The 26290-nt window shown below is 38.4% G+C and carries 18 protein-coding genes and 1 other RNA gene; 9 read left to right on the top strand and 10 right to left on the bottom strand.

Annotated features, from left to right (window positions below; translation table 11 throughout):
- The first annotated feature begins 229 nt into the window (after positions 1 to 229).
- The 3 genes from crtD to VF06_RS17175 all read left to right on the top strand — a co-directional run bounded on the left by crtD (position 230) and on the right by VF06_RS17175 (position 3522).
- Positions 230 to 1744, top strand: a complete 1515-nt coding sequence (crtD, locus tag VF06_RS17185) for a C-3',4' desaturase CrtD (RefSeq protein WP_099069908.1) — start codon at positions 230 to 232, stop codon at positions 1742 to 1744.
- 147 nt (positions 1745 to 1891) lie between these two features.
- Positions 1892 to 2998, top strand: a complete 1107-nt coding sequence (locus VF06_RS17180; RefSeq protein WP_099069907.1) for a saccharopine dehydrogenase family protein — start codon at positions 1892 to 1894, stop codon at positions 2996 to 2998.
- A 140-nt stretch (positions 2999 to 3138) separates the two neighbouring features.
- On the top strand, positions 3139 to 3522 hold the full coding sequence (locus tag VF06_RS17175; protein ID WP_099069906.1) for a hypothetical protein: 384 nt from the start codon (positions 3139 to 3141) through the stop codon (positions 3520 to 3522).
- A gap of 58 nt (positions 3523 to 3580) precedes the next feature.
- Here the strand turns inward: VF06_RS17175 and VF06_RS17170 are convergent, their stop codons facing one another.
- Entirely contained in the window at positions 3581 to 4879 is a 1299-nt protein-coding gene (locus VF06_RS17170; protein WP_099069905.1) for a cation:proton antiporter, read from the bottom strand.
- Positions 4880 to 5230: 351 nt separating this feature from the next.
- Between VF06_RS17170 and VF06_RS17165 the strand changes: the two genes are divergently transcribed.
- Positions 5231 to 6499: a tetratricopeptide repeat protein gene (locus VF06_RS17165; protein WP_099069904.1), complete on the top strand. Its 1269-nt coding sequence runs from the start codon at positions 5231 to 5233 to the stop codon at positions 6497 to 6499.
- A gap of 126 nt (positions 6500 to 6625) precedes the next feature.
- Here VF06_RS17165 and VF06_RS17160 read toward each other — a convergent pair whose 3' ends face one another.
- A complete protein-coding gene (locus tag VF06_RS17160; protein WP_099069903.1) occupies positions 6626 to 7456 on the bottom strand; it encodes a DUF4114 domain-containing protein in 831 nt (276 codons plus the stop codon).
- Positions 7457 to 8347: 891 nt separating this feature from the next.
- Here VF06_RS17160 and argS point away from each other — a divergent pair.
- Positions 8348 to 10111 (top strand): arginine--tRNA ligase, encoded by a 1764-nt coding sequence (gene argS, locus VF06_RS17155; RefSeq protein WP_099069902.1) that lies wholly within the window; start codon positions 8348 to 8350, stop codon positions 10109 to 10111.
- A gap of 206 nt (positions 10112 to 10317) precedes the next feature.
- Here the strand turns inward: argS and VF06_RS17150 are convergent, their stop codons facing one another.
- Entirely contained in the window at positions 10318 to 10956 is a 639-nt protein-coding gene (locus tag VF06_RS17150) for a Uma2 family endonuclease (RefSeq protein ID WP_099069914.1), read from the bottom strand.
- A 102-nt stretch (positions 10957 to 11058) separates the two neighbouring features.
- Between VF06_RS17150 and VF06_RS17145 the strand changes: the two genes are divergently transcribed.
- Entirely contained in the window at positions 11059 to 11622 is a 564-nt protein-coding gene (locus tag VF06_RS17145) for a Uma2 family endonuclease (RefSeq protein WP_099069901.1), read from the top strand.
- A gap of 31 nt (positions 11623 to 11653) precedes the next feature.
- Positions 11654 to 12106 carry a cobalamin biosynthesis protein gene (locus VF06_RS17140; RefSeq protein WP_099069900.1) on the top strand — a complete coding sequence of 151 codons (453 nt, stop codon included), beginning with the start codon at positions 11654 to 11656 and terminating at the stop codon, positions 12104 to 12106.
- Positions 12107 to 12114: 8 nt separating this feature from the next.
- On the opposite strand, the gene VF06_RS17135 is transcribed toward VF06_RS17140, so the two are convergent.
- The 7 genes from VF06_RS17135 to VF06_RS17100 all read right to left on the bottom strand — a co-directional run bounded on the left by VF06_RS17135 (position 12115) and on the right by VF06_RS17100 (position 19019).
- The gene (locus VF06_RS17135; RefSeq protein ID WP_099069899.1) at positions 12115 to 12468 is read right to left on the bottom strand and encodes a phage holin family protein; all 354 of its coding nucleotides are present in this window, start codon (positions 12466 to 12468) and stop codon (positions 12115 to 12117) included.
- A gap of 262 nt (positions 12469 to 12730) precedes the next feature.
- Positions 12731 to 13819, bottom strand: coding sequence for a peptidoglycan-binding domain-containing protein (locus VF06_RS17130; RefSeq protein WP_143861787.1), 1089 nt, complete (start codon positions 13817 to 13819; stop codon positions 12731 to 12733).
- 162 nt (positions 13820 to 13981) lie between these two features.
- A complete protein-coding gene (locus VF06_RS17125) occupies positions 13982 to 15253 on the bottom strand; it encodes a M16 family metallopeptidase (protein ID WP_099069898.1) in 1272 nt (423 codons plus the stop codon).
- A gap of 111 nt (positions 15254 to 15364) precedes the next feature.
- A complete protein-coding gene (locus tag VF06_RS17120) occupies positions 15365 to 16630 on the bottom strand; it encodes a M16 family metallopeptidase (RefSeq protein ID WP_099069897.1) in 1266 nt (421 codons plus the stop codon).
- Between the two features lie 503 nt (positions 16631 to 17133).
- A non-coding RNA gene (ssrS, locus tag VF06_RS17110) (6S RNA) lies at positions 17134 to 17316 on the bottom strand.
- Between the two features lie 60 nt (positions 17317 to 17376).
- Entirely contained in the window at positions 17377 to 18531 is a 1155-nt protein-coding gene (locus tag VF06_RS17105; protein ID WP_099069912.1) for a 5-(carboxyamino)imidazole ribonucleotide synthase, read from the bottom strand.
- Positions 18531 to 19019, bottom strand: a complete 489-nt coding sequence (locus tag VF06_RS17100) for a pentapeptide repeat-containing protein (protein ID WP_099069895.1) — start codon at positions 19017 to 19019, stop codon at positions 18531 to 18533. The genes VF06_RS17105 and VF06_RS17100 overlap by 1 nt, the downstream gene beginning before the upstream one ends.
- An 825-nt stretch (positions 19020 to 19844) precedes the next feature.
- On the opposite strand from VF06_RS17100, the gene VF06_RS17095 reads away from it, so the two are divergent.
- Together VF06_RS17095 and VF06_RS17090 are read left to right on the top strand one after the other, a co-directional pair.
- On the top strand, positions 19845 to 20168 hold the full coding sequence (locus tag VF06_RS17095; protein WP_180267402.1) for a slr1957 family protein: 324 nt from the start codon (positions 19845 to 19847) through the stop codon (positions 20166 to 20168).
- A gap of 632 nt (positions 20169 to 20800) precedes the next feature.
- Positions 20801 to 26269 carry an ATP-binding sensor histidine kinase gene (locus VF06_RS17090; protein WP_099069894.1) on the top strand — a complete coding sequence of 1823 codons (5469 nt, stop codon included), beginning with the start codon at positions 20801 to 20803 and terminating at the stop codon, positions 26267 to 26269.
- Positions 26270 to 26290 lie beyond the last annotated feature (21 nt).

Genomic DNA, 26290 nt, shown 5'->3' with positions numbered 1-26290 from the left:
AGAGTGTAAACGTAGACCCCCAGCGGCTTGACGCAGGGTAACGCAAAGTACGCAAACAAAGAGTAAGAAAAACAGAAATTAAAAAGTTAATTCATCTCCTTTGTGCTCTTTGCGTCCTTTGCGGTTCGTTCTCTTAACCTCAAAATTAATGCGATGAACCACTAAGTTTAATCAATCACGCTGTAAAATTATGAGTAAGAATGTTAAGAATTATAAAAATTAAGTATCAATGTCCAAGATTTCTGTAAACAAAACTCAATCTCGTGTCGTCGTCATTGGTGCAGGAATCGGTGGACTGACAGCAGGGGCATTATTAGCCCATAGAGGTTACAGCGTTTTAATCTTAGATCAAGCCATTGTACCGGGAGGGTGTGCATCTACATTTAAACGCCAAGGATTCACCTTTGACGTAGGCGCAACCCAAGTTGCAGGCTTAGAACCAGGGGGAATTCACCATCGAATTTTCTCAGAATTAGAAATAGATTTACCAGCAGCAACGCCATGCGATCCTGCTTGTGCGGTGTATTTACCTGGAGAAAGTACCCCCATTAATGTTTGGCGCGACCCAGAAAAATGGCGAGAGGAACGGCAAAGGCAGTTTCCTGGTAGCGAACCATTCTGGCAATTAATGGCGACTTTATTTAATGCTAGTTGGGAATTTCAAGGGCGCGACCCAGTGCTACCACCCCGCAATTTATGGGATTTGTGGCAGTTAACGCAAGCACTACGTCCCAGTACATTAATTACTGTGCCTTTCACTTTCTTGACGGTGGGAGATGCTTTACGATTATGTGGGTTGGGACATGACCGAAGATTGAGAACATTTTTAGATTTGCAACTGAAGTTGTATTCCCAAGTGAATGCAGAGGAAACAGCATTACTTTACGCCGCCACAGCCTTGAGTGTATCGCAACTGCCCCAGGGATTGTTTCATCTCCAAGGTAGTATGCAAGTATTAAGCGATCGCCTGGTAGAATCCTTAGAACGAGATGGTGGCAAATTGTTGATGCGCCACACAGTAGAACAAATCAAAGTAGAAAACGGCAAAGCCAATGCTGTAGTCATTAGAAATCAGAAAACCGGTCAAGTGTGGACAGAAGCCGCCGACCATGTAGTTAGCAACGTCACCGTACAAAACTTGGTGCAGTTATTAGGAGAAAAAGCCCCATCTGGTTATCAAAACAGAGTGGAAAAACTACCCCAAGCATCCGGCGCGTTTGTGGTTTATTTGGGTGTAGACGCCAGTGCTATCCCCTTGGAATGTCCGCCCCATCTACAATTTATGTATGATGCCAATGGCCCCATTGGCGAAAATAATTCCTTATTCGTTTCCGTCAGTCATCCTGGAGATGGTCGCGCCCCAGAGGGGAAAGCAACGATTATCGCTTCCTCATTCGTCGATCCTGCACCTTGGTGGCAAACTCAAGATTATCCAAAATTAAAACAAAAGTATACCCAACAAGCCATCGCTCGTCTTGCCCAATACTTTTATCTCAAACCAGAAACCATTATCCATCTAGAAGCTGCAACACCGCGCAGCTTTGCACATTACACAGGACGCCATCACGGTATCGTTGGCGGTATCGGTCAAAGAATCCCCACCTTTGGCCCCTTTGGTTTTGCCAATCGTACACCAATCGAACATCTGTGGTTAGTGGGTGACTCCACCCATCCCGGCGAAGGTACTGCTGGGGTAAGTTATTCTGCGCTAACTGTGGTCAGGCAAATTGAAGCGCAAATGTAGAAACCTATAGTAGGGGTGCATAGCGGTGCGCCCCTACAACATATCTGTAGGAAGAATTTCATTAAATAATATAAATCACACTTATAACTGATGACAAAGGAGACAAAAAACTGATGAAATAAAGTTGGCGTTGCTAATACTGGAGTAATGACAGATAAAGTTTTAATCCTTGGCGGACGGGGGCGCATTGGCAGCAGTGTTGCTCAAGATTTAGCTAACTACACACAGGCACAAATTACAATTACTGGACGTTCTGCCCAAACTGGAAAAAGTGTTAGCTCATCTTCAAAAGGGCAAGTAGAGTTTTTAGTATTAGACTTACAAGAAACTGATAAATTAAGAAAAGCGATCGCCAATTCTAATTTAGTCATCCACTGTGCCGGGCCATTTCATTATAGAGATACTAATGTTTTAGAAACTTGTATTGCTCAAGGCGTTAACTATCTAGATGTTAGCGACCATCGTTCTTATACTAGCAAAGCTCTGAATTATCACGAACAAGCTGCGGCTGCTGGAGTTACGGCAATTATTAATACCGGCATTTTTCCCGGTATTTCTAACAGTATGGTACGTCAGGATGTGGAACAATTCGATAAACCAGAAAAGATCCATTTAAGTTATTTAGTTTCTGGTTCTGGCGGTGCTGGTATTACAGTAATGCGAACAACTTTTCTAGGATTGCAACATCCTTTTGCCGCTTGGATAAATGGAAAATGGGAAATAGTCAAGCCTTACAGCGAACGAGAAATAGTTGAATTTCCCTCTCCCTATAAAGACAGTGGAGTTTACTGGTTTGATATGCCAGAAACCTTTACACTACCTCATGCATTTCCCTCAGTGAAAACTGTAATTACTAAATTTGGTTCTGTACCCGATTTTTATAATCATCTAACTTGGATTGCAGCACATATTTTTCCTAAATGGTTAATGCAGCGGCGTTACGCAATTGAATTTCTCTCTTATGTCAGTCATTCAATGACAGATTTCACTGATAATTTTACTGGAATTGGCGTGGCAGTTCGTTCAGAAGTAACAGGGCAAAAAAATGGTAAAACAGCCGTTTATTGCTCAAATCTCGTGCATGAAAATACAGCAATTGCATCTGGTTGTGGCACTGGTAGTATTGCCCAATTGTTACTAGAAGGCAAACTCAAAAAACCAGGTGTTTATCCTGTAGAAGAAGCATTACCAACAGATTTATTTGAATATGCTATGGAAAGCCGAGGAATTAAAATTCATCACAACTGGTTATAACAAAAATTAATATACCTTACGGTAGAAGGAAAACTTAACTTAAACAATTAGGATGCCTTTGAGCCTCAAACAATGAGTCTATTTATACAGAAATAACAAAGGCTCAAAGCAAAAAATCACTAAATTAGGAGAGCTTTTCCGTGTCAAAAATTTTATTAACCTGCAAGAAAGCTCTAGGCAGCTTGTTAATTGTTAGCTTAATAATGTTTATTAGCTTATCTGCTTCGTTCCTTTTTATTCAGCAAGCTAGTTATGCAACTACTCTTGAAGAATTAAAGCTAGTACCTCCAGAGTATAAACCAACTCCAGAAGAAAAAATTAATCGTGCCAACGAATACGATCCAGGTGTAGGCGTTCAAGAAGAAGCACGACAAGAAGCTTACGAACAAGCGGTAAAAGATTCTCAAAATCTGCAAACTTTAGAGAAAGCTTACGAAAGGAATTTGAAGGCTGAAAAAAATTCTGAACCTAATTTACTAGAGAAAGCTGTTGAAAAAGTAACAGGCAATAGCGTTTCATATTAATAATGATGACTGTTGACGGCTAACAGTCATCAGTCAACAGTTAACAAATCATTTATTGTTACTCAAATTCATCAATTGTGTCAGGAGGAGTAGGCTTTGCGTACTTGGCAATTCGTTTTTCATACCACTGCATCAAAGGAGTTGCACTAATGCCATGTACAATTACAGAAATTACAATCGTAGTGTAAGTTATCCAGGAAATTTGTTCTGCCACTTCGCCTTCTAAGCCTTTCCCAAAAGCATAAGCAAGATAATATAAAGAACCAACACCACGAATCCCAAACCAACCGAATAATAAGCGCGTTTCTGGGTTCAAAGTACGGCGGTGAGAATATAGAGGACGTTTTCCGATTGTACTAATCCAGACTCCTAAAGGTCGGATGATGACAAACAACAAAAATATGACTAACAAAGATTGAGCGGCATAATTTAACATGGGCTTGACTAATAAAATCGACCCCAATATTAAAATTGTCCCAACTTCTAAGAGCTTTTCCATGCGCTCGATAAATTCTAATTGGTTTAGTGGTTTATCAGGGTTTAGATAACTGCGTTGAACTACTAATCCAGCAACAAATACAGCTAAAAATCCATACCCATTGACAATTTCTGTTAACGAATAGGTTAACAAAATTATAGCGATCGCCACGAAATCTTCCATCAATTCATCGACTTGACGACGTTTTTGAATTTTTTGATCTAACCAAACTACTGCTTTGGCGACAACAAATCCCATGACAATACCGGCAGCAATAGCCCAAATTACATCAACTAAAATCCACTGTTTAAACCAATTTCCCCAGGCTTCATCTTTGAGAGCATAAATTCCAAAATAAACAAATGGAAAAGCTAAAGCATCATTTAAACCACCTTCAGAAGTTAAACCAAAGCGTAACTCATCTTTATCTTTGACATCAGTCAATTGAACTTCCGAAGCTAACACTGGATCGGTTGGAGCGAGAATTGCTCCTAATAAAATTGCTTCTCCCCAACTCATTCCTAAAAATAATTTACCTACAGCAGCCAAAGTAAAAATTGAAATTGGCATTAACAATCCAATTAATCGAGCTGTAATTCCCCAAATTTCTAGCTTCAGAGGACGAACAATTCTTAAACCGCAGCTAAATACAGAAATAATCACTACGATTTCTGTGATTTTTTTTAGTAATTCAGCATTAAAGACTTCTTCTTGACGTAGTTGAATCAGCCCAAAGCCGTAAGGGCCTAAGAAAATACCAACAAGTAAATAGATAATCGCAAAAGAAAGAGGTAATCGAGAAATCCAACCAGAACCCAATGTAACTATTAATAAAAGTAGACCAATTACAAATAGGTCAATAATATAGATATCTACCATATGGTATAAGCGTATAAATATTCTGCATTACTTTGTCAGCTTAGTGGTAATACCTGCTAATTAAAAATTACCTGGAGGTAGATTTTAGAAAATAAATATATTGGATATAAAGTAGATTACAACTTAATCAATTAGACAAGGATTTGTTAACAACCAAGGTATTAAACGTGTTGGACTTGCCAATTTTGACTGAAGAATACCAAATTGTGATGTAATTCAGCAGATTCAGCTAAAAATACGAAATCAAGCAAAGTTACGCTGAATAATTACAATATCAAGAGTAACTCTATAAGTGAGGCTACTAAGCAACCCTGCTCGAATTTTGCTAACTCAATCAAGTAAATAAATGCCATGAATAAGGAATATTACAATAGAGGATTGTCCAAAGCTAAGCGAAAAGACTACGCTGGAGCAATTGAGGAATTTAACCAGGCTTTACAATTAACACCTTATTTTATTGAAGCTTATTTGCAACGTGGTTTGGCATACTATGACTCAGGAGCATTCCTCAAAGCTGTTTCAGATTATACTGAGGCTCTGAAACTTAATCCTGAGAGTGTAGATGCATATTATTGTCGTGCATTGGCAAGATTAGCCCTCAAAAATTTGCCGGGAGCATTGGAAGACGTTGAACGCGCTATTCGTTTCAATCTCAAATATGCTGCTGCTTATCAACTGCGGGGAATGGTGCGGCGCAAACAGGGTTATATTCAAGATGCCATCGCTAACTTTAAAAAAGCTGCTACGTTATATCTAGAGCAGCAAGACAAAGAAAATTGTCGCCTGTGCTTAGAACAAATTAAACAGCTACAACCCCAAGAATTATCTACTGTACAGCCATCGCATTCTGTAAATGCGCCGATTTTATCGACAAAAGAATATTTCACGCAATTATTAGAAAAGGCTGAAAAAGGAGATACCCAAGAAGCACTAGCAGATTTAAACTGGGTATTGCAAGCCGATCCGCAAGATGCCCAAGCTTACTGTTGTCGTGGTGTTGTACGCTGTAAAATGGGCAATTATCGAGAAGCGATCGCAGATTTTAATCAAGCATTGCGACTAAATTTTCAAGATGCCATTGTCTATCGCAATCGAGGCAAAGCTCGTTCTGTATTAGGAGATCATACCGGAGCGATCGCAGACCTGAATCAAGCACTCCAGCTACAACCAGAAGATGCCTTAGTGTATATTGCCAGAGGTAATGCCTACCGGGCAATGGGCAACTATCTCGGTGCAATTCAAGATTACACCCAAGCACTGCAAATCAATCCTCATGATGGTCAAGCTTATTACAATCGCGGCATTGCCTATTCTTGCATCGAAGAAATGCAAAATGCTGTGGACAATTATCAACACGCCGCGAGTATTTTTTGCGAACAAGAAGACTGGGGAAATTATCAACAAGTCTTAAGCAGCCTAGAAAAAATTCAAAAATTTAGTCCACAGTTTAAAAAACAAAATTATAACCTGCTACGCCAGCGACTTTTGCGAATGGTGGGGGGATATTGGGAAATTGCCGAACGATTAATTGAACAAAAGCAGGATTATTATCCTGGAATGTCAGAGGAATGGTATTTGCAAAAAGTCATTGAAGATTTAGAACGCGATCGTGGTATGTAGAACACAAATACTACCATACACATAAATTCACCCGTATAGTAGATATACGGGTGAAGATGCTAGCGATCGGTCGTTATTGTCCAAGAAAAGTAAAAGCACCTAAAATAAACAACGTTGCAAAATTAGTTAGATTGTACGGGTTTTACGGCGACGACGTAATCCAAACATGCTAACTGCTCCTACGGCAAACATTGACAAAGTAACAGATGGTTCTGGAACGGTAGCACCGATTAAGCCTTTAACATTGGCCTCACCGACATCAAGAACAACGATTACATCATTAAAGTCACGGTCAGAACCTTCGTTCCACTTACCAGTTGCAGAATCTATCCCAGAAGCGTGTAAACCACCGTATAAATCCTCGAATGCCAGAATAATGTAGTTGTTGTATGCATAAGCAACTGCGTGCTGTAGTCCGTCAGCATTAGAAGCAGTGTCTGTACCAAAGATATTAGCAGAACTACCACGATTGAGACCATCAGCTCTTAACCAGAAATCCAGTTGAGTACCTGCGGTAAAAGTACCAAGATTTACCCCATCACCCAGTTTGAGTGCATTACCACCCCAACCACCAACACAACCGTCTCCTTCACAAGAAATATCGTTAAAAACTAGCCCAGATTTATTAGTAGTTCCTGCGGCATCGAAGGCTAACTGGTTTCTATAACCAGCACCTTCATTGATGAAATAAACAGAAACATCATGGTCGTATTTTAGATTTAATTTAGTGGGGTCTAATTTAAACTGACCGCTGTTTGGAATTTCAATGCCTTCTGCTTGAACAAATTGTTGGAAAGGAGCGTCATTAAACCCAGTTTGAGACTTATTAAGTACTGTTGGTTGACTCCAAGAATCATTCCAAGTAAAACCAGAAGCAGATGCCGTTTCTACTTTAGATACTAATCCAGTCAAGGTAGCTGTAGCGGCAACGAAAGCTGTGAATAAAGTACGTTTCATAACAGAGTCATTAAGTAGGGAAAACAATTTAGATAATGCTCTTTAGAGCAGCTATCTCTCTTATGTTGTCTCTTACTTCTAACAGCTATGATTCTTGAAAGTCAATCTTATTTTTGCGCTTTGTTCCTATATTCAAATAGCTCTTCATTTAAAGTATTTTTACTGAAAAAATACTATTTTTTATTTGGTAATACACTGTTATTAGCACTGAGGGTTTAAACTGACAAATGATGAAAATTTGATAATAAGTTTATATGTTTTATGAAAACCAGATGTAGAAATAATAAAGTCAAAGCTTAAAACCTAAATCTCTAGATATTTTCATTGAAACGAAGTACATAGGTAGAGTAGGAGCGTCATACGCATCTAGTTCAGCCTTGGGCGATGGAATTCGCAACTATACAAATACAATTTATCTCCGTACTTACGTTGAGAAACGTAGCAGTCCATCAAATCAAGGAAATCTGAGTAATTTAGAAGTTTAATCTTAGTTTTAAGCACTGAAGTGCCTTATATATTTATATTGAAGGGTTTTTAGGGAAAAAATTTTATAGAAGACTGTTAGGGACTTGCAAAAAAAATATCCCATTGAACTCCTGTGGGGTAGGCATCTTGCCTTGTGGACTGGACGGGCGAGACGCCCACCCTACAAGATTGAATAATTTATTTCTTAGAATTACCTTAACTGTTGACTCTTGAGGGTGATGCACAGTCGCTAACGCCGGTTAATCATGGGGAGAACCCCCTGTTCTGCGCCCTGGCTCATCGTTGACGGTTCACAGTCAACAGTCAACGACCTGTCTTTGCTTTGCCTTGATGAATATATTTTAAGGTTAAAATAATCAAGCTTTTCCAGAGCTACATCACCCCCCTTGCAGATAGAATTCATATATGAACCCTACACAAGAAAAATTAAAAGTTCAGCTTGAGCAGGCTTTAGTCGGAGCTTTTGGCCCTGAGTTTATTGGAATAGATCCAATTTTGGTTCCTGCTAGTAATCCTAAATTTGGTGATTATCAGGCAAATGTAGCTTTATCCCTGAGTAAAAAGCTAGGAAAGCAACCAAGAATAATCGCATCTGCCATAGTTGAGAAATTAGATGTATCGCAAATCTGCGAACCACCAGAAATTGCTGGGCCAGGATTTATCAATCTGAAACTAAAAACAGCATACTTAGAAGCACAACTGGACTCTATTCAAACAGATCCCAGGTTAGGAATTCCAACTGCCAAAACGCCACAACGGGAAATTGTGGATTTTTCTAGTCCGAATATTGCGAAAGATATGCATGTCGGACATTTACGTTCTACAATCATCGGTGATGCGATCGCTCGCGTTCTCGAATTTCAAGGACATGATGTGCTGCGGTTAAATCATATCGGTGATTGGGGTACGCAATTTGGCATGTTAATTGCCTATCTGCGGGAAGTGTACCCCGAAGCCCTAACTACTGCTAATGCTTTAGATATCGGCGATTTAGTCACTTTTTACCGCCAAGCCAAGCAGCGGTTTGATGCTGATGAAGCTTTTCAAGAAACAGCACGCCAAGAAGTTGTCAGATTACAAGCAGGTGCCCAAGATACACTCCATGCTTGGAAATTACTCTGCGAACAATCACGCCAAGAGTTTCAAGTAATTTATGATTTGTTGGATATCAAGTTAATTGAACGCGGCGAATCTTTCTACAATCCCTTGTTACCAGGAATTGTGGAAGATTTAGAAAAATCTGGATTACTAGTAGAAAACCAGGGGGCAAAATGCGTTTTTCTGGAAGGCTTTACAAATAGGGAAGGTGAACCTCTACCTTTAATTGTGCAAAAATCAGATGGCGGTTATAACTACGCCACTACAGATTTAGCATCCCTTCGTTATCGGATTCAGCAGGATGAAGCAAAGCGGATAATTTATGTAACGGATGCTGGACAAGCAAACCATTTTGCTCAGGTTTTCCAGGTAGCCAACAAAGCCGGATGGATTCCCGACGATGTGGAATTAGTGCATGTACCCTTTGGATTGGTACTTGGGGAAGATGGTAAGAAATTCAAAACTCGTTCTGGTGATACCGTGCGGTTGCGGGATTTGTTAGATGAAGCGATCGCTCGTGCCCACACAGACCTAAAAGCTAGGTTACAGGAAGAAGAACGCCAAGAAACTGAAGAATTTATTAATGAAGTTGCCAAGGTCGTTGGAATTAGTGCAGTTAAGTATGCAGATTTAAGCCAAAACCGCACCAGCAACTATGTTTTCAGTTACGACAAAATGCTGGATCTTAAAGGCAATACTGCGCCCTATATGCTATATGCTTATGCCCGGATTCAAGGGATTAGCCGCAAAGGTGAAATTAACTTTCAGGAATTAGGAAATCATGCTGTAGTGTTAGAGCATGAAACCGAATTAGCGCTGGCAAAATATTTACTTCAACTCGATGAAGTTATTAATACTGTAGAGCAAGATTTATTGCCCCATCGCTTATGTGAATATTTGTATGAACTGAGTAAAAAATTCAATCAGTTTTATGACCGCGATCGAGGAGTTCGGGTGCTGGATGCCCAAGAACCACAGAGAACATCCCGCTTAATTTTGTGTGACTTAACCGCTAGAACCCTAAAATTAGGATTATCTTTGTTGGGAATTCAGGTATTAGAAAGGATGTAATATAGCAATCTTATCAAAGAAGGGAATAGGGAATAGGGAACAGGCAACAGTTTTCTGTTCTCTATTCCAACTTTTGGGGAGTAAGAGATAATTTTTCAGCTTAAATAACCATCAAACAAATAAATTATGCCGTAACAATTACCAGCTTTGAAATAGTGACACAAGATGGTTATGTGATTTTTTTTGAAAGGTAGGTCAAAAATACTCTACAAAGCACCATTGAAAATTTGATTAGCAGTCAGGTTTAAATCTGGTAAAGTAGGGGATATAATACGTTCCAAATTTCTAAATTGAGTAACTTGATATTCTTCATCAACTAAATGATAAATAGAAATGGTTGGTTGTTTGGGGTTACCAATAAACTTTCTGGCTCCTAGAGCTGCATAATCAACGATCCAATATTCAGGAATTTTCATGGCTTCTCTTCGAGACGCTACGCGAACATAATTCCCTAATTTTGTGTAATAATCATCTTCCCAGTTTGTACTTACAACTTCAATGACCAAAGGAATCGATTCACTTTGAGTCACGGTAGACTCTTTTTCCCACAATTCCTCATTTTGCAAATTAGCATCGTTGATTAATACGATATCTGGCAAGTAACCGGATGATTTTCTTGGTGGTTTTACTAAAGCTGTTTTGGGAATAAAGTATGGCAGTTTCAAGCGCTTATATTCAACGGTAATTTCTCCTGCTAAAAATCCCGTCACTTTTTCATGCTTTCCGCTTGGTTGAGACATTTCTACAATTATCCCATCGTGTAATTCGTACCGTTTTCCGGAATTTTCCGGCAGCCATGCAATAAATTCTTCAAAAGTCAATAGTTTGGGTAAAGTTTGAGCCATATCAAAACCTCCGCTTGTTTTGACTTTGCCATTGCCAGTGTCGCGACTAATCAGTTTAGAATTGGTAGATTTATCAAAGAGTATTTTGTTGGAGGATCGCAAATGGTACGGACACCATCAAAAGACATAACTTTGGCAGAGTTTTTGATGCTGCCAGAAACCAAGCCTGCTAGTGAATACATCGATGGTCAAATTATTCAAAAACCAATGGCACAGGGGAAGCACAGTATAATTCAAGGTGAAATGGTTAGCATTATCAACTTAAGCGTCAAGCCCAAGCGAATTGCTCGTGCTTTTCCAGAACTGCGGTGTACGTTTGGTGGTAGATCGATTGTCCCAGATGTGGCTGTATTTACTTGGGAAAGAATTCCCCGTGATGAAAATGGCCAAGTTGCCAACGTTTTCCAAGCCGCTCCCGATTGGACTATCGAGATTCTATCACCCGATCAAAGACAAACTAAAGTTACAAAAAATATTCTGCATTGCCTGAATTATGAAACACAAATGGGTTGGCTGATCGATCCAGAAGAACAAACGGTATTCGTCTATATACGCAATCAACAGCCAGTGATGTTGGATGAACTACAAGCTTTACTTCCCGTGCCAGATTTTGCAAGTGAATTGAAGCTGACGGTGGGAGATTTGTTTGGTTGGTTATTGGAGTGAAAAACACAAACTTAATTAGGAAATTTATCAGGTGCAGCAGATTTTATGGGTAGGAATTGGTTGTCAACGGGGAACTTCATGGCAATTAATTGATTTGGCAATTGAGAAAGTATTTGAAGAAAATCGACTTTGCCAAAGTGCGATCGCGGGTATTGCTACCATTGATATTAAAGCCTCAGAAGTCGGCTTAGTGGAATTTTGCAACCGACACAATTTGCCCCTAAAAACTTTTTCTGCTGAAATTCTTCACCGTGTCTTGGTTCCCAACCCTAGTAAAATTACTCACCAAAAAGTAGGTATACCCAGCGTAGCAGAAGCAGCGGCCATTGTTGCAGCCACTAAACTCAACTTTTTATTCACTGATTCTTTCTCTATTGATGCAGAACAATTGCAGGTTAAATTATTAGTTACCAAACGAATTTTCCAATTAAAAGGGCAACTAGGAGCTGTAACGCTAGCTGTTGCCCAAGATGCTTTTTGTTAGTGATTTTTCTATTCAACAACTCTCAAAAAATAGTTAATAATACTAGAAACAATTGCTAGTACAATTGAGCCAAAAAAAGCAGGTAAAAAGCCCTGAATTTCAAATCCAGAACCCGGAGTTAGGGCACTTGCTAACCAGAGGGTTAAGGCATTAATTACTAATGTAAATAAACCAAAAGTGAGCAAGGTAATTGGAAAAGTTAAAATCTGCAAAATCGGTCTGATAAATGCGTTAACTAAACCAATAACAATAGCAGCAACCAAGGCAGCCACAAAATTCTTGATAAAGAATCCCGGAACGATATTAGCAGTAATAAACAGCGCCACCGCCGTACCGAGCCAAGTGAATAAAAAGTGTCGCATAAGTTTTTTTAGAACAATTAACCCTAAGTTAGGAGTCAGAATTCAGAATCCCGCTACACTAACAGGAGTCAGAGTGAGAATAGCCTCCTGCTGGCATCGAGAAATACTTTTAATCCCAGTATCTTTATCGTATTCCAGGATGTACCTAATTGAAGAGGACACTGGGATAAAGGGACGCCAGGCGTAAGTCCTGAAGATAAAAAGGACAAGGAAGAATTTACTCCCTCATCCCCAAAGTTGAATAATTCTGATTTCAAGTTCCCTAACGCCGCAAAAGAATTTCCCAAGTAGCCCCACCAGCTACGCCGTCAGGTTCTAAACCATAGCGCTTTTGTACAGCTTTGACAGCAGCCTCGGTTGTCGCGCCAAAGTCTCCATCGACATCGCCTTTTAAGTAACCAAGCTTTTTCAGTTGTTGTTGTAATTTGACTACTTCCGAACCACGTAAGCCGAGACGCAAAATTGGTAATCCTTCTGAGGTGTATTGAATACCAGGGGTGCGCTTTGTACTTGTAATTGACTGAGTTCGGGTGGTTTGTCCGCTACGTGTAGTTGGCTGGGTTCGAGTAGTTGATGTAGTGCGATTCGGTGTTTTTTGAGCTTGTCTTGGGGTAGCAGGCCTTGGTTCAGGACTAGTAGCACTTTGTGTTGTAGCTTTCTTTGGTGGTTTGGGACTGGTATTGGCTTGTGTTGCAGCTTTCTTTGGTGGTTTGGGGTTGGTATTAGCTTGTGTTGCAGCTTTTTTTGGTGGATTGGGGTTGGTGGGAACTTGGGTTACAGCCCGTCTCGGTGGGTTGGGATTGGGATTTGCAACGTTGGTGAGGCTGGTAGTTTGAGTTGGAACGGGAAAATTTGTCGCTGAGTTAAATCTTTGCCCAGATGTAGGAACTGTCGATGCTGCTATTGGTTCTCTAGGAAAAAGTCTTTGCCATGTGGTGCTATCAACGATGCCATCTGGATTTAAGCCAGCTGCTTGTTTAAATCGAGAAACAGCACTAGCTGTATTTTCACTATATACACCGTCTATTTCCCCGGAGTAAAAACCCAAAAGTCTCAAAGCTGCTTGAAGTTCAGATACCCGTTCGCCTTGGCTACCAACTTTCAGCGTGGGACGGCTGATACTATCTGCGGGGTTTACTTGGGCTATTGTTTGCGGGGCTGCAATTGATACTAAAGCAGAGGCAGCAATGAACAGAGGTGTAGTGGAGAACAGGAGTATTTGAGTTGCTGATAAAGACTTAGATCTCTTTGTCCACAAACCCTTTTGCCGTTTTTCCATATTACAGCAATTTACAGTTGGATCTAGTAATTTTAAGTAACTCAAAATACTTGCTGTCAGGCTGTGTTGCATGGAATTTTCACTCCCAGAATTCTGATGCTAATGGTACAGCGGCTTGGTGTAAAAAACAGCTGTTGCACAAAGCGATGTCTGCCTTGAAAAGTTTGAACCAGAGGGAACTTCCGCTGCAAGTTTTCAAGCTAGACGGCCTACGCTTGATGCACATCATCTACCTTATGCGATCGCTTCATTAATTGCTGCTTCTTGGCCAACTAATGACACATAAGGTTGTTTTAAATATTTGGAAGCAGCAGCAATGGCATCTTGGGCATCCACAGCCGCAATCAGTTGTTGAAACTTGATGTCAAAATCAATTCCTAACCCCAAAATTTCATACCAACCGTATATCTGAGCAATTTGTCCGTTGGTTTGTTTACCCAATGCGTACTGTCCCAAAATCTTGTTTTTAGCAGCTTGCAGGGCACTTGGGCTGATTTCGGTGATAGATAATAAATCTACTTCTGTACGCAGTCCTTCTAAGGCTGTGGTGGTATTCTCCGGTGCTGTGCCCATATAAACTACAAAGGATGCTGGGTATAGCCTAGTAGAGTAAAAAGCAGATACCTCATAAGCTAAACCTCGTTTTTCCCGCAATTCGACAAACAAACGACTAGAAAGTCCATTCCCCAAGTAGGTACACAGCAACTTCAGCGCTGCATAGTCAGGAGAACTCACAGATGTGCCCATATAACCAAGCATCACAATTGATTGTTGCGTTTGTTGTGGCTTTAAGGTTACCTGTGGTTCCACCTTAATTTCAGGTAAATTGAGTGTTGGCAGCGCTACTCCTGGGACTTGCCAATCCCCAAAAATATCTGTTACTAATGCTACTGCCTCTGTGGAGGTGACTCGACCAGCAATACTAATTACCAGATTATCAGGACGGAAATAAGTTTGATGATACTGTACTAAGTCGGCACGAGTTAAGCGGCTCATGGTTGTTTCATCTCCTAACACCGACATGGCGTAGGGATGATTTTGGTACATTGTTTGCCGCAATTGTTCAAAGGCGACAGTAAAAGGTTGCTCTTTTTGCGAACGAATATCTTGTAGTGCTAAACGCCGTTCTAGTTCCACTTGAACTTCAGGAAAAGTAGGCGATCGCAAAAGCTGTCCTGCTAAAGTTAAAATTTCAGGAAAATCCGATGTTACCGTCTTGAAAGATAGCAAAAAATAATCAGAAGTCGCATCTGCACTTAAACTCGCCCCCACAGACTCGACTTTTTCAGCAATTTCCAAGCTAGAAAGTCCATTGCATCCCTTAGTCATCACTGCTGATAGCAAATGTGCCAACCCTGCTTGTTCTTGGTTTTCATTACAACTGCCGGCACGTATAAAAATTCGCGCCGCAATAATGTCCGCAGCCGGGTTTTCTGCTACTAGCACGACAATACCATTGTTTAATACAGTGCGATGGATAGGCGACTTTTGCAGCAAGGTTGTCATTTGTTATTTGTCCTTAGTCATTGGGCATTGGGCATTAAAAAGTCAAAAGGTAAAAGTCAAAAACTAAAAGTTCTTTTATTTTTAATTTTGAATTGATTTGTCTCCTCATACTTAACAAGGCCTAAGTACAGTAACGGCATATTTTTCTGGGGAGAGATATTTTTGGGCTAATTTTTGCAGTTCTGGGGCATCAAAAGATTGAATCTCTTGGGGATATGTCACGGCTAATTCGGCTTGGGCTATTGTATTGTAGTATCCGTAAAGTCCTGTTAGTTGATTTGGTGTTTCCGTGGAAAAGGCATACTCGTTACATAGTACCCTGCGCGATCGCGCTAGTTCTTGTTGATTAATTTCCTGAGTCTGTAATTTATGTAAACGATCCCGAATCAAGGATTCTACTTTTTCCACATTTTCTGGTTCTAACCAAGCGGTAATTGTAAATAAACTTGATTCTCGTTGCAAAGAAAAATTACTACAAATTCCCTGTACTAATTGCAAATCTTCCCGCAACTCCCGTACTAAACGCGAAGTCCGCCCTTCTGCTAATAACACTGATAATAAATCCAAGCCATAGGCAGTGCGGATTTCTTCTACTCCCGGTACCAGCCATGCCATTAACAATCGCGCTTGCTCTATGCGTGGTAAAGCTAGTTCTTGACGACGAATTTCTGTTATTATTGGGTCTGCAACTTTTTCAAACTGCGGACAATCAGAAGGTTCGGCAAAATCAGTAAATGAATGATTTACTAATTTCCAAGCTGCTTCTTGAGCTATGCCCCCTGCAATTACCACTGTCATGTTTTTCGGTTGGTAGTGGGCACGATGAAAACAGCGCATTGCTTCTGGTGAGTGCTGCATGAGTTCTTTCTCAGTTCCCAACACAGACCGTCCGTAAGGGTGACGCCCATAAATACTGCCAATCAAAGCTTGGAATCCTATCCAGTCAGAATCGTCATTGCACGAACGGATTTCCTCTAATACTACGTCCCGTTCGCGGCTAAATTCATCTTCTGGAATTGCAGCATTCAACAGTAATTCTCCCAAGTACGGCAGGGTATCTTGCAAATAAGGCGCAGCTGTGGTAAGTGAATAATGAGCGTAATCATAGCTAGTTGCTGCATTACTGACGCCTCCCCGGTTTTCAACGTTGTGGTCGAACATTCCAGGGGGTAACGTTGGCGTACCTTTAAAAATCATGTGTTCTAAAAAGTGCGCCATACCAAACCACGGTTTTGGCTCTAGGCTTGTTCCAGCACGCACCCAAACATCCGCCACAACTACAGGGGTAGTGGGAATTTCTTGATGAATAAACGTTAAGCCACTGTCCAGTCGGAAGACCGAAGCTGGGAATGCAGTATCAGTTATTTGTTGTGACAATTTTTTGTAGCTTTAACCACAATTTCATTCAATTTTGCGATTTTAACTCTGATTGTCACCTAAATTAGAATCATGTTATACAGATTTTGTTTTTATTAGCAGGTATCTGCAAATTGGAGTAGACTGCATAGCCAATACGGTTCGGGGAAAGGGGAAAGGGGAAAGGGGAAAGGGGAAAGGGAAAAGGGGAAAGGGAAAAGGGGAAAGGGAAAAGGGGAAAGGGGAAAGGGGAAAGGGAAAAGGGGAAAGGGAAAAGGTTTTAAATACATGCTTTACCCTTACCCCTTAACCTTTTCCCAGACTACAAGGGAAGTTCATACTGCTTATCCGAACTGTATTGACTCCACAGCTTTGTTGAGCTAACGCCTGTTGCATCAAAATCAAAATCTACTGTCAACAGTCAACAGTGAACAATAGCAACGGAATATTTTTTTACTTGCAAGTCCTTAATTTAAATAATTAAAGCTCCCAAATCCTAACTGAGTTTGGGAGCTAATAATTTTGAGTTCACCGCGACGCCGTTTTACCTAAGTTTATGACCTGGTTAAACCAGGTGGGAATCTAAGTTTCTCGTTTAAAGTTTCCGGGTACATGCCCGGTCTACTGCCACGAGACTAGTTGACTCCCTTTTCTTTAAAGGCATAGATCAAAAAACTTGATGGCAGTCACCAACGTCGTAGTGCAACTAACTCATTATAGCCTTCAAAAAGATGTTGTGTGTCCAACATCGAAAGTTTCTGCCAAATTCACTGGGGATACCAGATGGATTCTATTGTTTGGGCAAGTGCGATCGCCTGTTCTCGATTTTGATTATCCAGCAAAACGGTGACATGCCCCAACTTTCTCCCAGGACGAGATTGAGTTTTCCCATACCAATGGATGTGGGCTTGGGGAATTTCTGCTATTTGTTGGCGTTGATTTTGGTAATCGCTGTCAGAATTTTCATACCCCAACAAATTCACCATCACAGCGCCAGGAGACTGTAAACTCGGATTCCCCAAGGATAAACCACAAACTGCCCTAAGCTGTTGTTCAAACTGGGAAGTTTCACAGGCATCAAGGGAAAAATGTCCAGAATTATGAGTACGGGGAGCAATTTCATTGACTAACACTTTACCATCAGCACTCAGAAATAACTCAATCCCAAAAACTCCTACTACTTGCAGGCTATTCAATAAAGTATGGGCGATCGCTTGTATTTGTGCTACTCCATCGGGCGAAATTTCAGCTGGCGCAATTACTCGCCGACACACTTGTTGTTCTTGTTGAGTTTCTACCACTGGATAGATGACAATTTCCCCATCTAAGGAACGAGCTGCTATGACTGCTAGTTCTTTGACAAAAGGTACAAATTCCTCTAACAAGAAAAGCGATTGATTTGCGGCTTTTGTTATAGTTTCATGACTTAATTTGTCTTCTAAAGTAGCAGAGTCTTTGATGATGAAAGTACCCTGACCATCATAACCGTGGCGTCGGGATTTGAGAACTACAGGAAAACCTAAATATTCTATTTGAGATTTGAGATTTTCAGTTTCTTCAACGGCGAAAAATTGCGGAACTGCTAAACCTAAATCCCTTAAATAGCAGCGCTGATGATATTTATCTAAAAGAGGAGTTAATGCATTCAATCTTGGACGAAAACAAACTCCTTGCTTTTCTAAAACAGATAAAGCATCTAAGTTGACAAATTCATTTTCAAAGGTGATGACATCGCATTTTTTTGCTAATATTTCTGTAGCATTGGCATCATCTACCGCAGCAAAAACAATTTCCTGGGCGATTGAAACCGCAGGATCGCCTCCACTAGGAGTTTGTACTACTAATTCTATTCCTAGCTTCTGTGCTGCATCTGCCATCATCCAGGCAAGTTGTCCGCCACCAATTACACCTACACGTTTCATTAACATCCCAGAGAATCACGAGTTTGCACGCCTGTTTTGGAATTCACACCACTAGCTTTTGCACATAGTTCTTTGATTTGTGCTTTATCCAAAATTGCATCTGTAAAATCTGCACCGTCTATATTCACATCATTAAATATGGCCCGGAGCAAAAGGGCTTCTTTGAGGACTGCATCGCTCAAATCTGCTTTAGTCAAGTTTACCTGATCCACCATTGCATTCGTTAAATCGGCTGCGTGCAGATTTACCTGTGTCATCACCGAAGCGCTCAATACTGCTCCCCGCAAATCAGCGTTGGTAAAATTAGCGAATTCCATATTGGCGTTGGAAAATTCCGCAGCTTGTAAATTTTGACCAGAAAAATCACGTCTTGACAACTGTGCATTACTAAATGAAAGTGGATGAGTCCAGTCTACTGCCAGTGCAGGATAAGCCACGCACCATATCATAATTCCTACAAGTAACGCTAATCCTTGCCGCCAAAACATATCTAGAGCCAATTTCGTGTACAATCGCTGCATTGTCAGCTTACCCCATTTTGAGTGTTGACTGTTGAGTATTCACAATCCCGGTGTTAAATTTGGGGAATCTACAATTTCCCTGCTTAATATTTTGTAATATAAAAATAGACATCGCTTCTAACTGCCAGCAAAATTATTACCAAAGACTGATACAAATCAGCGACTTGCAACTAAAAATATTCCATTGCAACTGTTAACAGTCAATAACCATCCGCTCTCGTTTATTTTTAGAGTTTCTTAACTTTCAATATAATACCTGCGCGCATTGATTTATTTACAATCGTTGATTTTTAAATGTAGTTTTTCAGATACATATACCAATCCCAAATAATTTGTGAAATATTACGTGTTAGGGTTGTTGACTGTTAACCGTTGACAGTCAACAACCCTAACACGTAATATTGTTCACGACTCAAATAGGATTGGTATAGGAATTTTTTGATTTTTGTAAAGCTAGATAAAACTCCAAAGACTTATTCCCTAATACCTATTCCCTACTGCCTACGACATACTTTTTAAGCACTAAGACTTACGACTTAATTTACAATTCTTAACCTGGAATTTTTCCACGTAAAGTTTATTGTCATTTGAAGTAAACACATTCTATCAACTGCTAGGCTTTTAATTAAGTAAAGCGAGGTTTGAGCGATAGTAATAGATCTCAACTGCTTAACAAAGCTTAAAAATACAAGAGATAGAGTGAATTTTAGACTTAATTAGTTAAATTCTAGGAATCCCTGAAAGATTATCTTCACCAACTACACAAATCCACAAACAGAACTGACAACTGCGATGATTAATCATTATTCACTTCAATGGATTGAAGCATGGTGCCAAGAAAATGGTTGGACAGATTTATTTGTCGAACGGCGTAATAACTACTGGGCTTTTCCTCCGGGTTGTGTAATGCCAGAACCAATTCCTGTTCATGTTCTCAGATTGATTAAAGCTGAAAAGGGATTAACTTTTGAAGAACGATTATGGTCTACCTCAGCGGTAATTGGGACAATCTTCGCTATTCTTGTGACCTTTTGGTTCCAGTCTCCAATGCCCTTAGTTTTAGCTTTTGCTTTTAATGCCGTTACGGTGGCTCAATTGGAACTTGAAGAAGCATAAATTTTTAATTTTGGGCTTTGGTGTTAAAACTGCTTTTGCTTGGTTTGAGCAAGGGCAGTTTTTAATTTAATTCGCACTGAGAGATTCTTGGTTACTTATTAAGACTGGGTGTAATGTCAGTTGCTTAAGTCTTGTTTTTGAAGAATTTGAGTGAGCGATCGCTTTACAAAGCGTAATGTACTCTAGCGTATGTTACACCAACTTCGCAAAAACTAAAACCCTCAGTAAGATTGTGGACTCTTATCTAAAATGGCAGTTTCCTTCAAACAAAATACAGCACTTTGCAAATAAATGAGGTATTAACTGGGGAATTAAATATAAAAATTCTTCTTTTCACTGCTGCAATCTTGTATACCTGATTACTCTTCATTCCCCACTCACTACTCCCCACTCCCAGTCAAAATTACTATCTTTGAGTGAAAATAAGACGGTAATTACATAGAAGCTTGTGCATCGAAAGTTAGTAAACAATAGTATATTAGCCGATTACAATCAAATCTTGAAGAAAGTAAAATCTAGGTAAATGTATATTACTTGCTAAGTATAAGAGATAAAATTATATAATTCAAAATTTACATTGCAAGTAAAAGCCTGAAATTAGCAAATTTATTTGAAAGTAAAGATATAAATTAATGATGACGAATTCCAACTATAAAATTATAGAAAAAATTTCTGAAGGATTAGAAACTATTGTTTATAGAGCGCTGGATATTCCCAATAAAAAAAACATCATTTTAAAAAGTCTTAAAAGCGAATATTTGAATCTTGAAAATGTTACAGAATTTAAACATGAATATGAAATTTCTAGACATATAGATTTACCAGGTATTATTAAAGTATACGCTTTAGAAGATTTTCAAAATTGTATTACTTTAGTTTTAGAAGATATTGAAGGTCAAAATCTCAAACAATATATAGATAATCATATTCAACTGAACATAATAGATAGCTTAAAAATCGCCATTCAAATAGCAGATATTATTGCTAGTTTGCACGAACAGCATATTATTCATAAAGACATTAAGCCACAAAATATAATTATTAATCCGAAATCACTACAAGTTAAAATAACTGATTTTAGCATTGCATCGCGTTTATCAAAAGAAAATGCTATTATTAGTAACCCTAATTTGCTCAAAGGAACACTTGCTTATATGTCTCCAGAGCAAACAGGGCGGATGAATAGGTCAATTGATTACCGCACAGATTTTTACTCTTTAGGCGTAACTTTGTATGAACTTTTAACTTCCAAGTTGCCATTTAATTCCACTGATATCTTAGAAATAATTCACTGTCATATTGCAAAACAACCCATACCTCCTCATCAAGTAAATCCACAAATTCCACAGGGTTTATCTAATATTGTCATGAAATTATTATCTAAAACTGCTGAAGAAAGATATCAAAGTAGCTTAGGACTAAAAGCAGATTTAGAAATTTGTCTCAAAGAATTAACAAGTAATGGCAAGTTTGAAAATTTTATTCCTGGACAATTAGATAAATTTAGCCAATTTACGATTCCTCAAAAACTCTATGGACGCCAACAAGAAGTAGTCAGTCTCATATCAGCTTTTGACCGCATCAGCACTGGAAAATCTGAGATGATGTTAGTCTCTGGTTATGCAGGGATTGGTAAATCTTGTTTAGTTAATGAAATTCATAAACCTATTATCCGGCAACGGGGATATTTTATATCCGGCAAATTCGATCAATTAAAGCGGAATATTCCCTATGCTGCTTTAATTCAAGCATTTCAAGAATTAACCCAACAACTACTAACAGAAAGCCCAGAAAAAATACTTAAATGGAAACAAAAGCTTTTAGAAGCATTTGGCGACATTGGTCAAGTTATTATTGATGTTATACCGGGAATTGAAAAAATTGTTGGTCAACAGCTACCTGTTCGGCAACTAGGAGCAACCGAATCACAGAATCGTTTCAACCGTGTATTCCAAAATTTTATTCAGGTATTTACTCAAAAAGACCACCCGCTAGTTTTATTTTTAGACGATTTACAATGGGCAGATTTAGCCTCTTTAAAATTGATTAAGACACTGATGGTTGAACCTGATAGCCAATATTTATTAATGATTGGAGCTTATCGGGATAACGAAGTTATATCGACTCATTATTTATTTCAAACTATAAATGAAATTCAAAAATCAGGAAAATTTGTCAATAATATTATTCTCCAACCTTTAAAGATTGAAAATGTCTGTGAATTAATCGCTGATAGCTTTCATAGCTCTACAGAAAAAACAAAAGCATTAGCCGATCTCATTTTTAATAAAACCCAAGGAAATCCTTTTTTATTAAATCAGTTACTCCAAACTATGTATCAGGAAAAACTATTAAATTTTGACTTTGACAATGGAGTATGGCAGTGGGAGATAAATCAAATTCAAGCAATTGGTATTACAGATTATGATGCTATAGACTTAATTGCTAGAAATATTAAAAAATTACCTCAACAGACACAACAAATTTTAAAATTAGCTGCTTGTATAGGAAATCGTTTTAGCATAGATATCCTGGCAATTGTCAATGAAAAATCTCAGTCAGAAACTGCATCTGATTTGTGGGAAGCACTGCAAGCAAGTTTAATCTTACCACTAAGTGAAAACTACAGAATTCCATTATTTTGCGCTTCTCAAGAATTCAAAATTACGTATAAGTTTTTACACGATCGCGTCCAGCAAGCAGCTTATTCTCTGATTCCAGAGTCGCAAAAAAAACAAACTCACCTGAAAATTGGTCAATTATTACTAGAATATTATCAAACAGAAGAAATTGAAGAAAATATTTTTGATATTGTCAATCATCTAAATTTTGGTACTGAATTTATTTACGAGCAGCTTCAAAGAGATAGACTAGCTAAATTAAATTTGATAGCTAGTCAAAAAGCAAAAGCAGCATCAGCATACGAAGCCGCTTTGAATTATTCAACAACTGGATTAGAATTGCTGGAATTATCAAGTTGGGAAACTAACTATGATTTAATGCTAGGACTGCATCTAGAAAGTGTAGAAATAGAATACTTAAATACTAACTTTAAACGCGCAGCTATCCTCACTCAAACTATTTTAGAAAGAGCTACCAATGTTCTCGATATAGTAAAGACTTATCAATTACAGATTCAGTTTTATATGGCTGAAAATCAAATGCTTCAAGCCATTGATACTGGATTAGAAGCCATCGCAATGCTAGGGATACCTTTATCAGAGACACCAACTAAGGAAACTACTGTAGCTAATTTACCTCAACTTCAGGATTTAGAAGATTTTCCAGTTGTTAAAGATCCTTACATACTTGCGGCTTTAAAAATCCTTGTGACTATTGCTGGTGCTGCTTTTATTGCTAATCCAACAAAGACAAATTTTCCCCAGCTCATATTGACTGTTGTGAATCTCTGCATCAAGCACGGTCATTCACCTTTAGCTGCCCACGGATATGCTTACTATGGTATGCTTTTGTGTGGCTATCTAGAAAATATTGATGCAGGATACCACTCTGGTCAAATAGCTTGGCAGATATTAGATCAATTCCAAGTTATTGAACTGAAAAGCAAAGTATATGCACCATTTTATGGTTTTACCATTCATTGGAAAGAGCATATTAGAGAAACAATTGCTCCTCTACAAGAAGGTATTCAAAGCGCCTTAGAAATTGGAGATCTAGAATATGTTGGCTATTGCTCTGTTCACTATTGTGGTCATATATTTTTCAGTGGCGAACAACTGGAATTAGTAGCTCAACAACAAGCTTCATATATCGATTTACTAAAAAAATTTAAACTAGATTTTCCAATAAATTATATTAAAGTTTGGCATCAACTATCATTAAATTTACAAGGTTTGTCACCCAATAAATATTTTTTAGTTGGTGATAGCTTTGATGAAACATCAATGGTGGCATATTTACACAATACTAATAATACTACTTCTTTGTTTGTTGTCTATGTTGCCAAAATAATTTTATTCTACTTATTCAAAGATTACACTCAAGCAGTTGATAATGCTAAATTAGCTTCAGAATATTTAAGTGGTGTTATGGGAATGATGTCAGTTGGCATCCATAACTTATATTATTCTTTAGCTTTGATTGGTTTATATCCCAATGTTGAACCGGAAATTCAACAACAATATCTAGCTATTATCAATGCCAATCAAGAAAAAATGGAGTTATGGGCTAGTCATGCTCCGGCTAATTATCAACATAAATACAATTTAATAGAGGCAGAAAAAGCACGAATTTTAGGACATATCTTCGTAGCCATGGAGTATTATGAGCTAGCTATTCAAGGAGCAAAAGAACAAAGATATGTGCAAGAAGAAGCACTAGCCAATGAATTAGCAGCCGAATTTTACTTTTCTCGTGGTAGAGACAAGCAGGCTATTTTTTATCTAAAAGAATCTTATCATGCATATATACGTTGGGGAGCTACTACAAAAGTTAGTGAATTAGAATCAAAATATCCAGACTATTGCCCGTTAAGATTAAATCAAGAATCATCGAGTTTTAAGGCTGGTTTACCTACTACTTCCAGCAAAATAAATAATTTAGCAGCTTTTGATTTAAATACAGTATTTAAAGCTTCTCAAGCGATTTCTAGTGAAATCAAACTAGATAATTTGCTTGCAAAGTTAATGACCATTGTTATGGAAAATGCTGGTGCCCAAAGCAGTTGCTTCCTTTTAGAAAAAAATGGTCAAATGGTAATAGAAGCTGTGGTCAGTGTTAATAACAATAGACTCTTATTAGAAACTTCAATTCCTTTAGATAATACTCAATATTTGCCAGTATCAGTCATTAACTATGTTGCCAGAACTAAGGAAAGTTTAGTTCTTGGTAATGCGAGTAACGAAGGAATATTTGTTAGCGATTCTTATATTATCAACAATCAATGTAAGTCTATTTTATGTATGCCAATAATTTATCAAAGTAAACTTATTGGAATTTTATATTTACAAAATAATTTGACAGCAAATGCATTTACTACTGAACGCTTAGAAGTTTTAAAAATTTTGGCTTCTCAAGCAGCTATTTCTATTCAAAATGCAAAGCTTTATACTAATTTATCTAAAGTTAACGATAATTTACAACAAGCTAACCAAGAGTTAGAAAATTATAGCAAAAATCTGGAGCTAAAAGTCGAAGCCAGAACGCAGGAATTACATGAAAAAAATCTGCGTTTAGAAGAACAAGCACAACAGCTAGAATTTGCACTACAGCAACTACAAGCTACACAATTACAGATGATTCAAAAGGAAAAAATGTCTAGTTTAGGCCAATTAGTTGCTGGTATAGCTCATGAAATTAATAACCCAATTAACTTCATTTATGGCAATATTACTCATGCCAGTGAATACACTCAAGATATATTAAGTTTAATCAAAATTTACGAGCAAGTATCACCTGATTTAACTCCTCAAATGCTAGCAGAACAACAAGATATCGATTTGGAATTTTTGCTCGAAGATTTACCCAAATTATTATCTTCCATGAAAGTCGGGGCCGATCGCATCCGGCAGATAGTTCTCAGCTTACGTAACTTTTCACGTTTAGATGAAGCAGAAATCAAGGCAGTTAATATTCATGACGGTATTGATAATACCTTGCTCATCTTACAGCATCGACTCAAAAATGACTCCGGAAATTCTAAGATTAAGATTATTAAAAATTATGGCTGTTTACCATTAGTAGACTGTTATCCCAGTCAACTCAATCAAGCATTTATGAATTTGCTAGTTAATGCTATTGATGCTTTAGAAGAGTATAACTCTGTCCGTTCATTAGCAGAAACTCAAATAAATCCGGCTTACATCAAAATCACTACTGAATTATTAGAGGAAAACTCGCTATTAATTCGGATTGCTGATAATGGACTTGGGATGACTCCAGAGATTATTTCACAAATTTTTAATCCTTTCTTTACTACTAAACCTATCGGTCAAGGTACTGGGTTAGGACTATCTATTAGTTACAAAATCATTGTAGACAAACATGCAGGTAAATTAACTTGTTCCTCAATCCCAGAACAAGGAACTGAGTTTTTAATTGAACTTCCTGTACATCAGAAGAATTCTAATTTTGTCAAGTAATTTTTTACACGATGGAATCTT

The sequence above is a fragment of the Nostoc linckia z4 genome (assembly GCF_002608075.1).
In the GTDB taxonomy this organism is placed as follows: Bacteria; Cyanobacteriota; Cyanobacteriia; order Cyanobacteriales; family Nostocaceae; genus Nostoc; species Nostoc linckia.
Note: the sequence above shows the minus strand (reverse complement) of the source record. Positions and strands in the feature narration are given on the sequence as shown.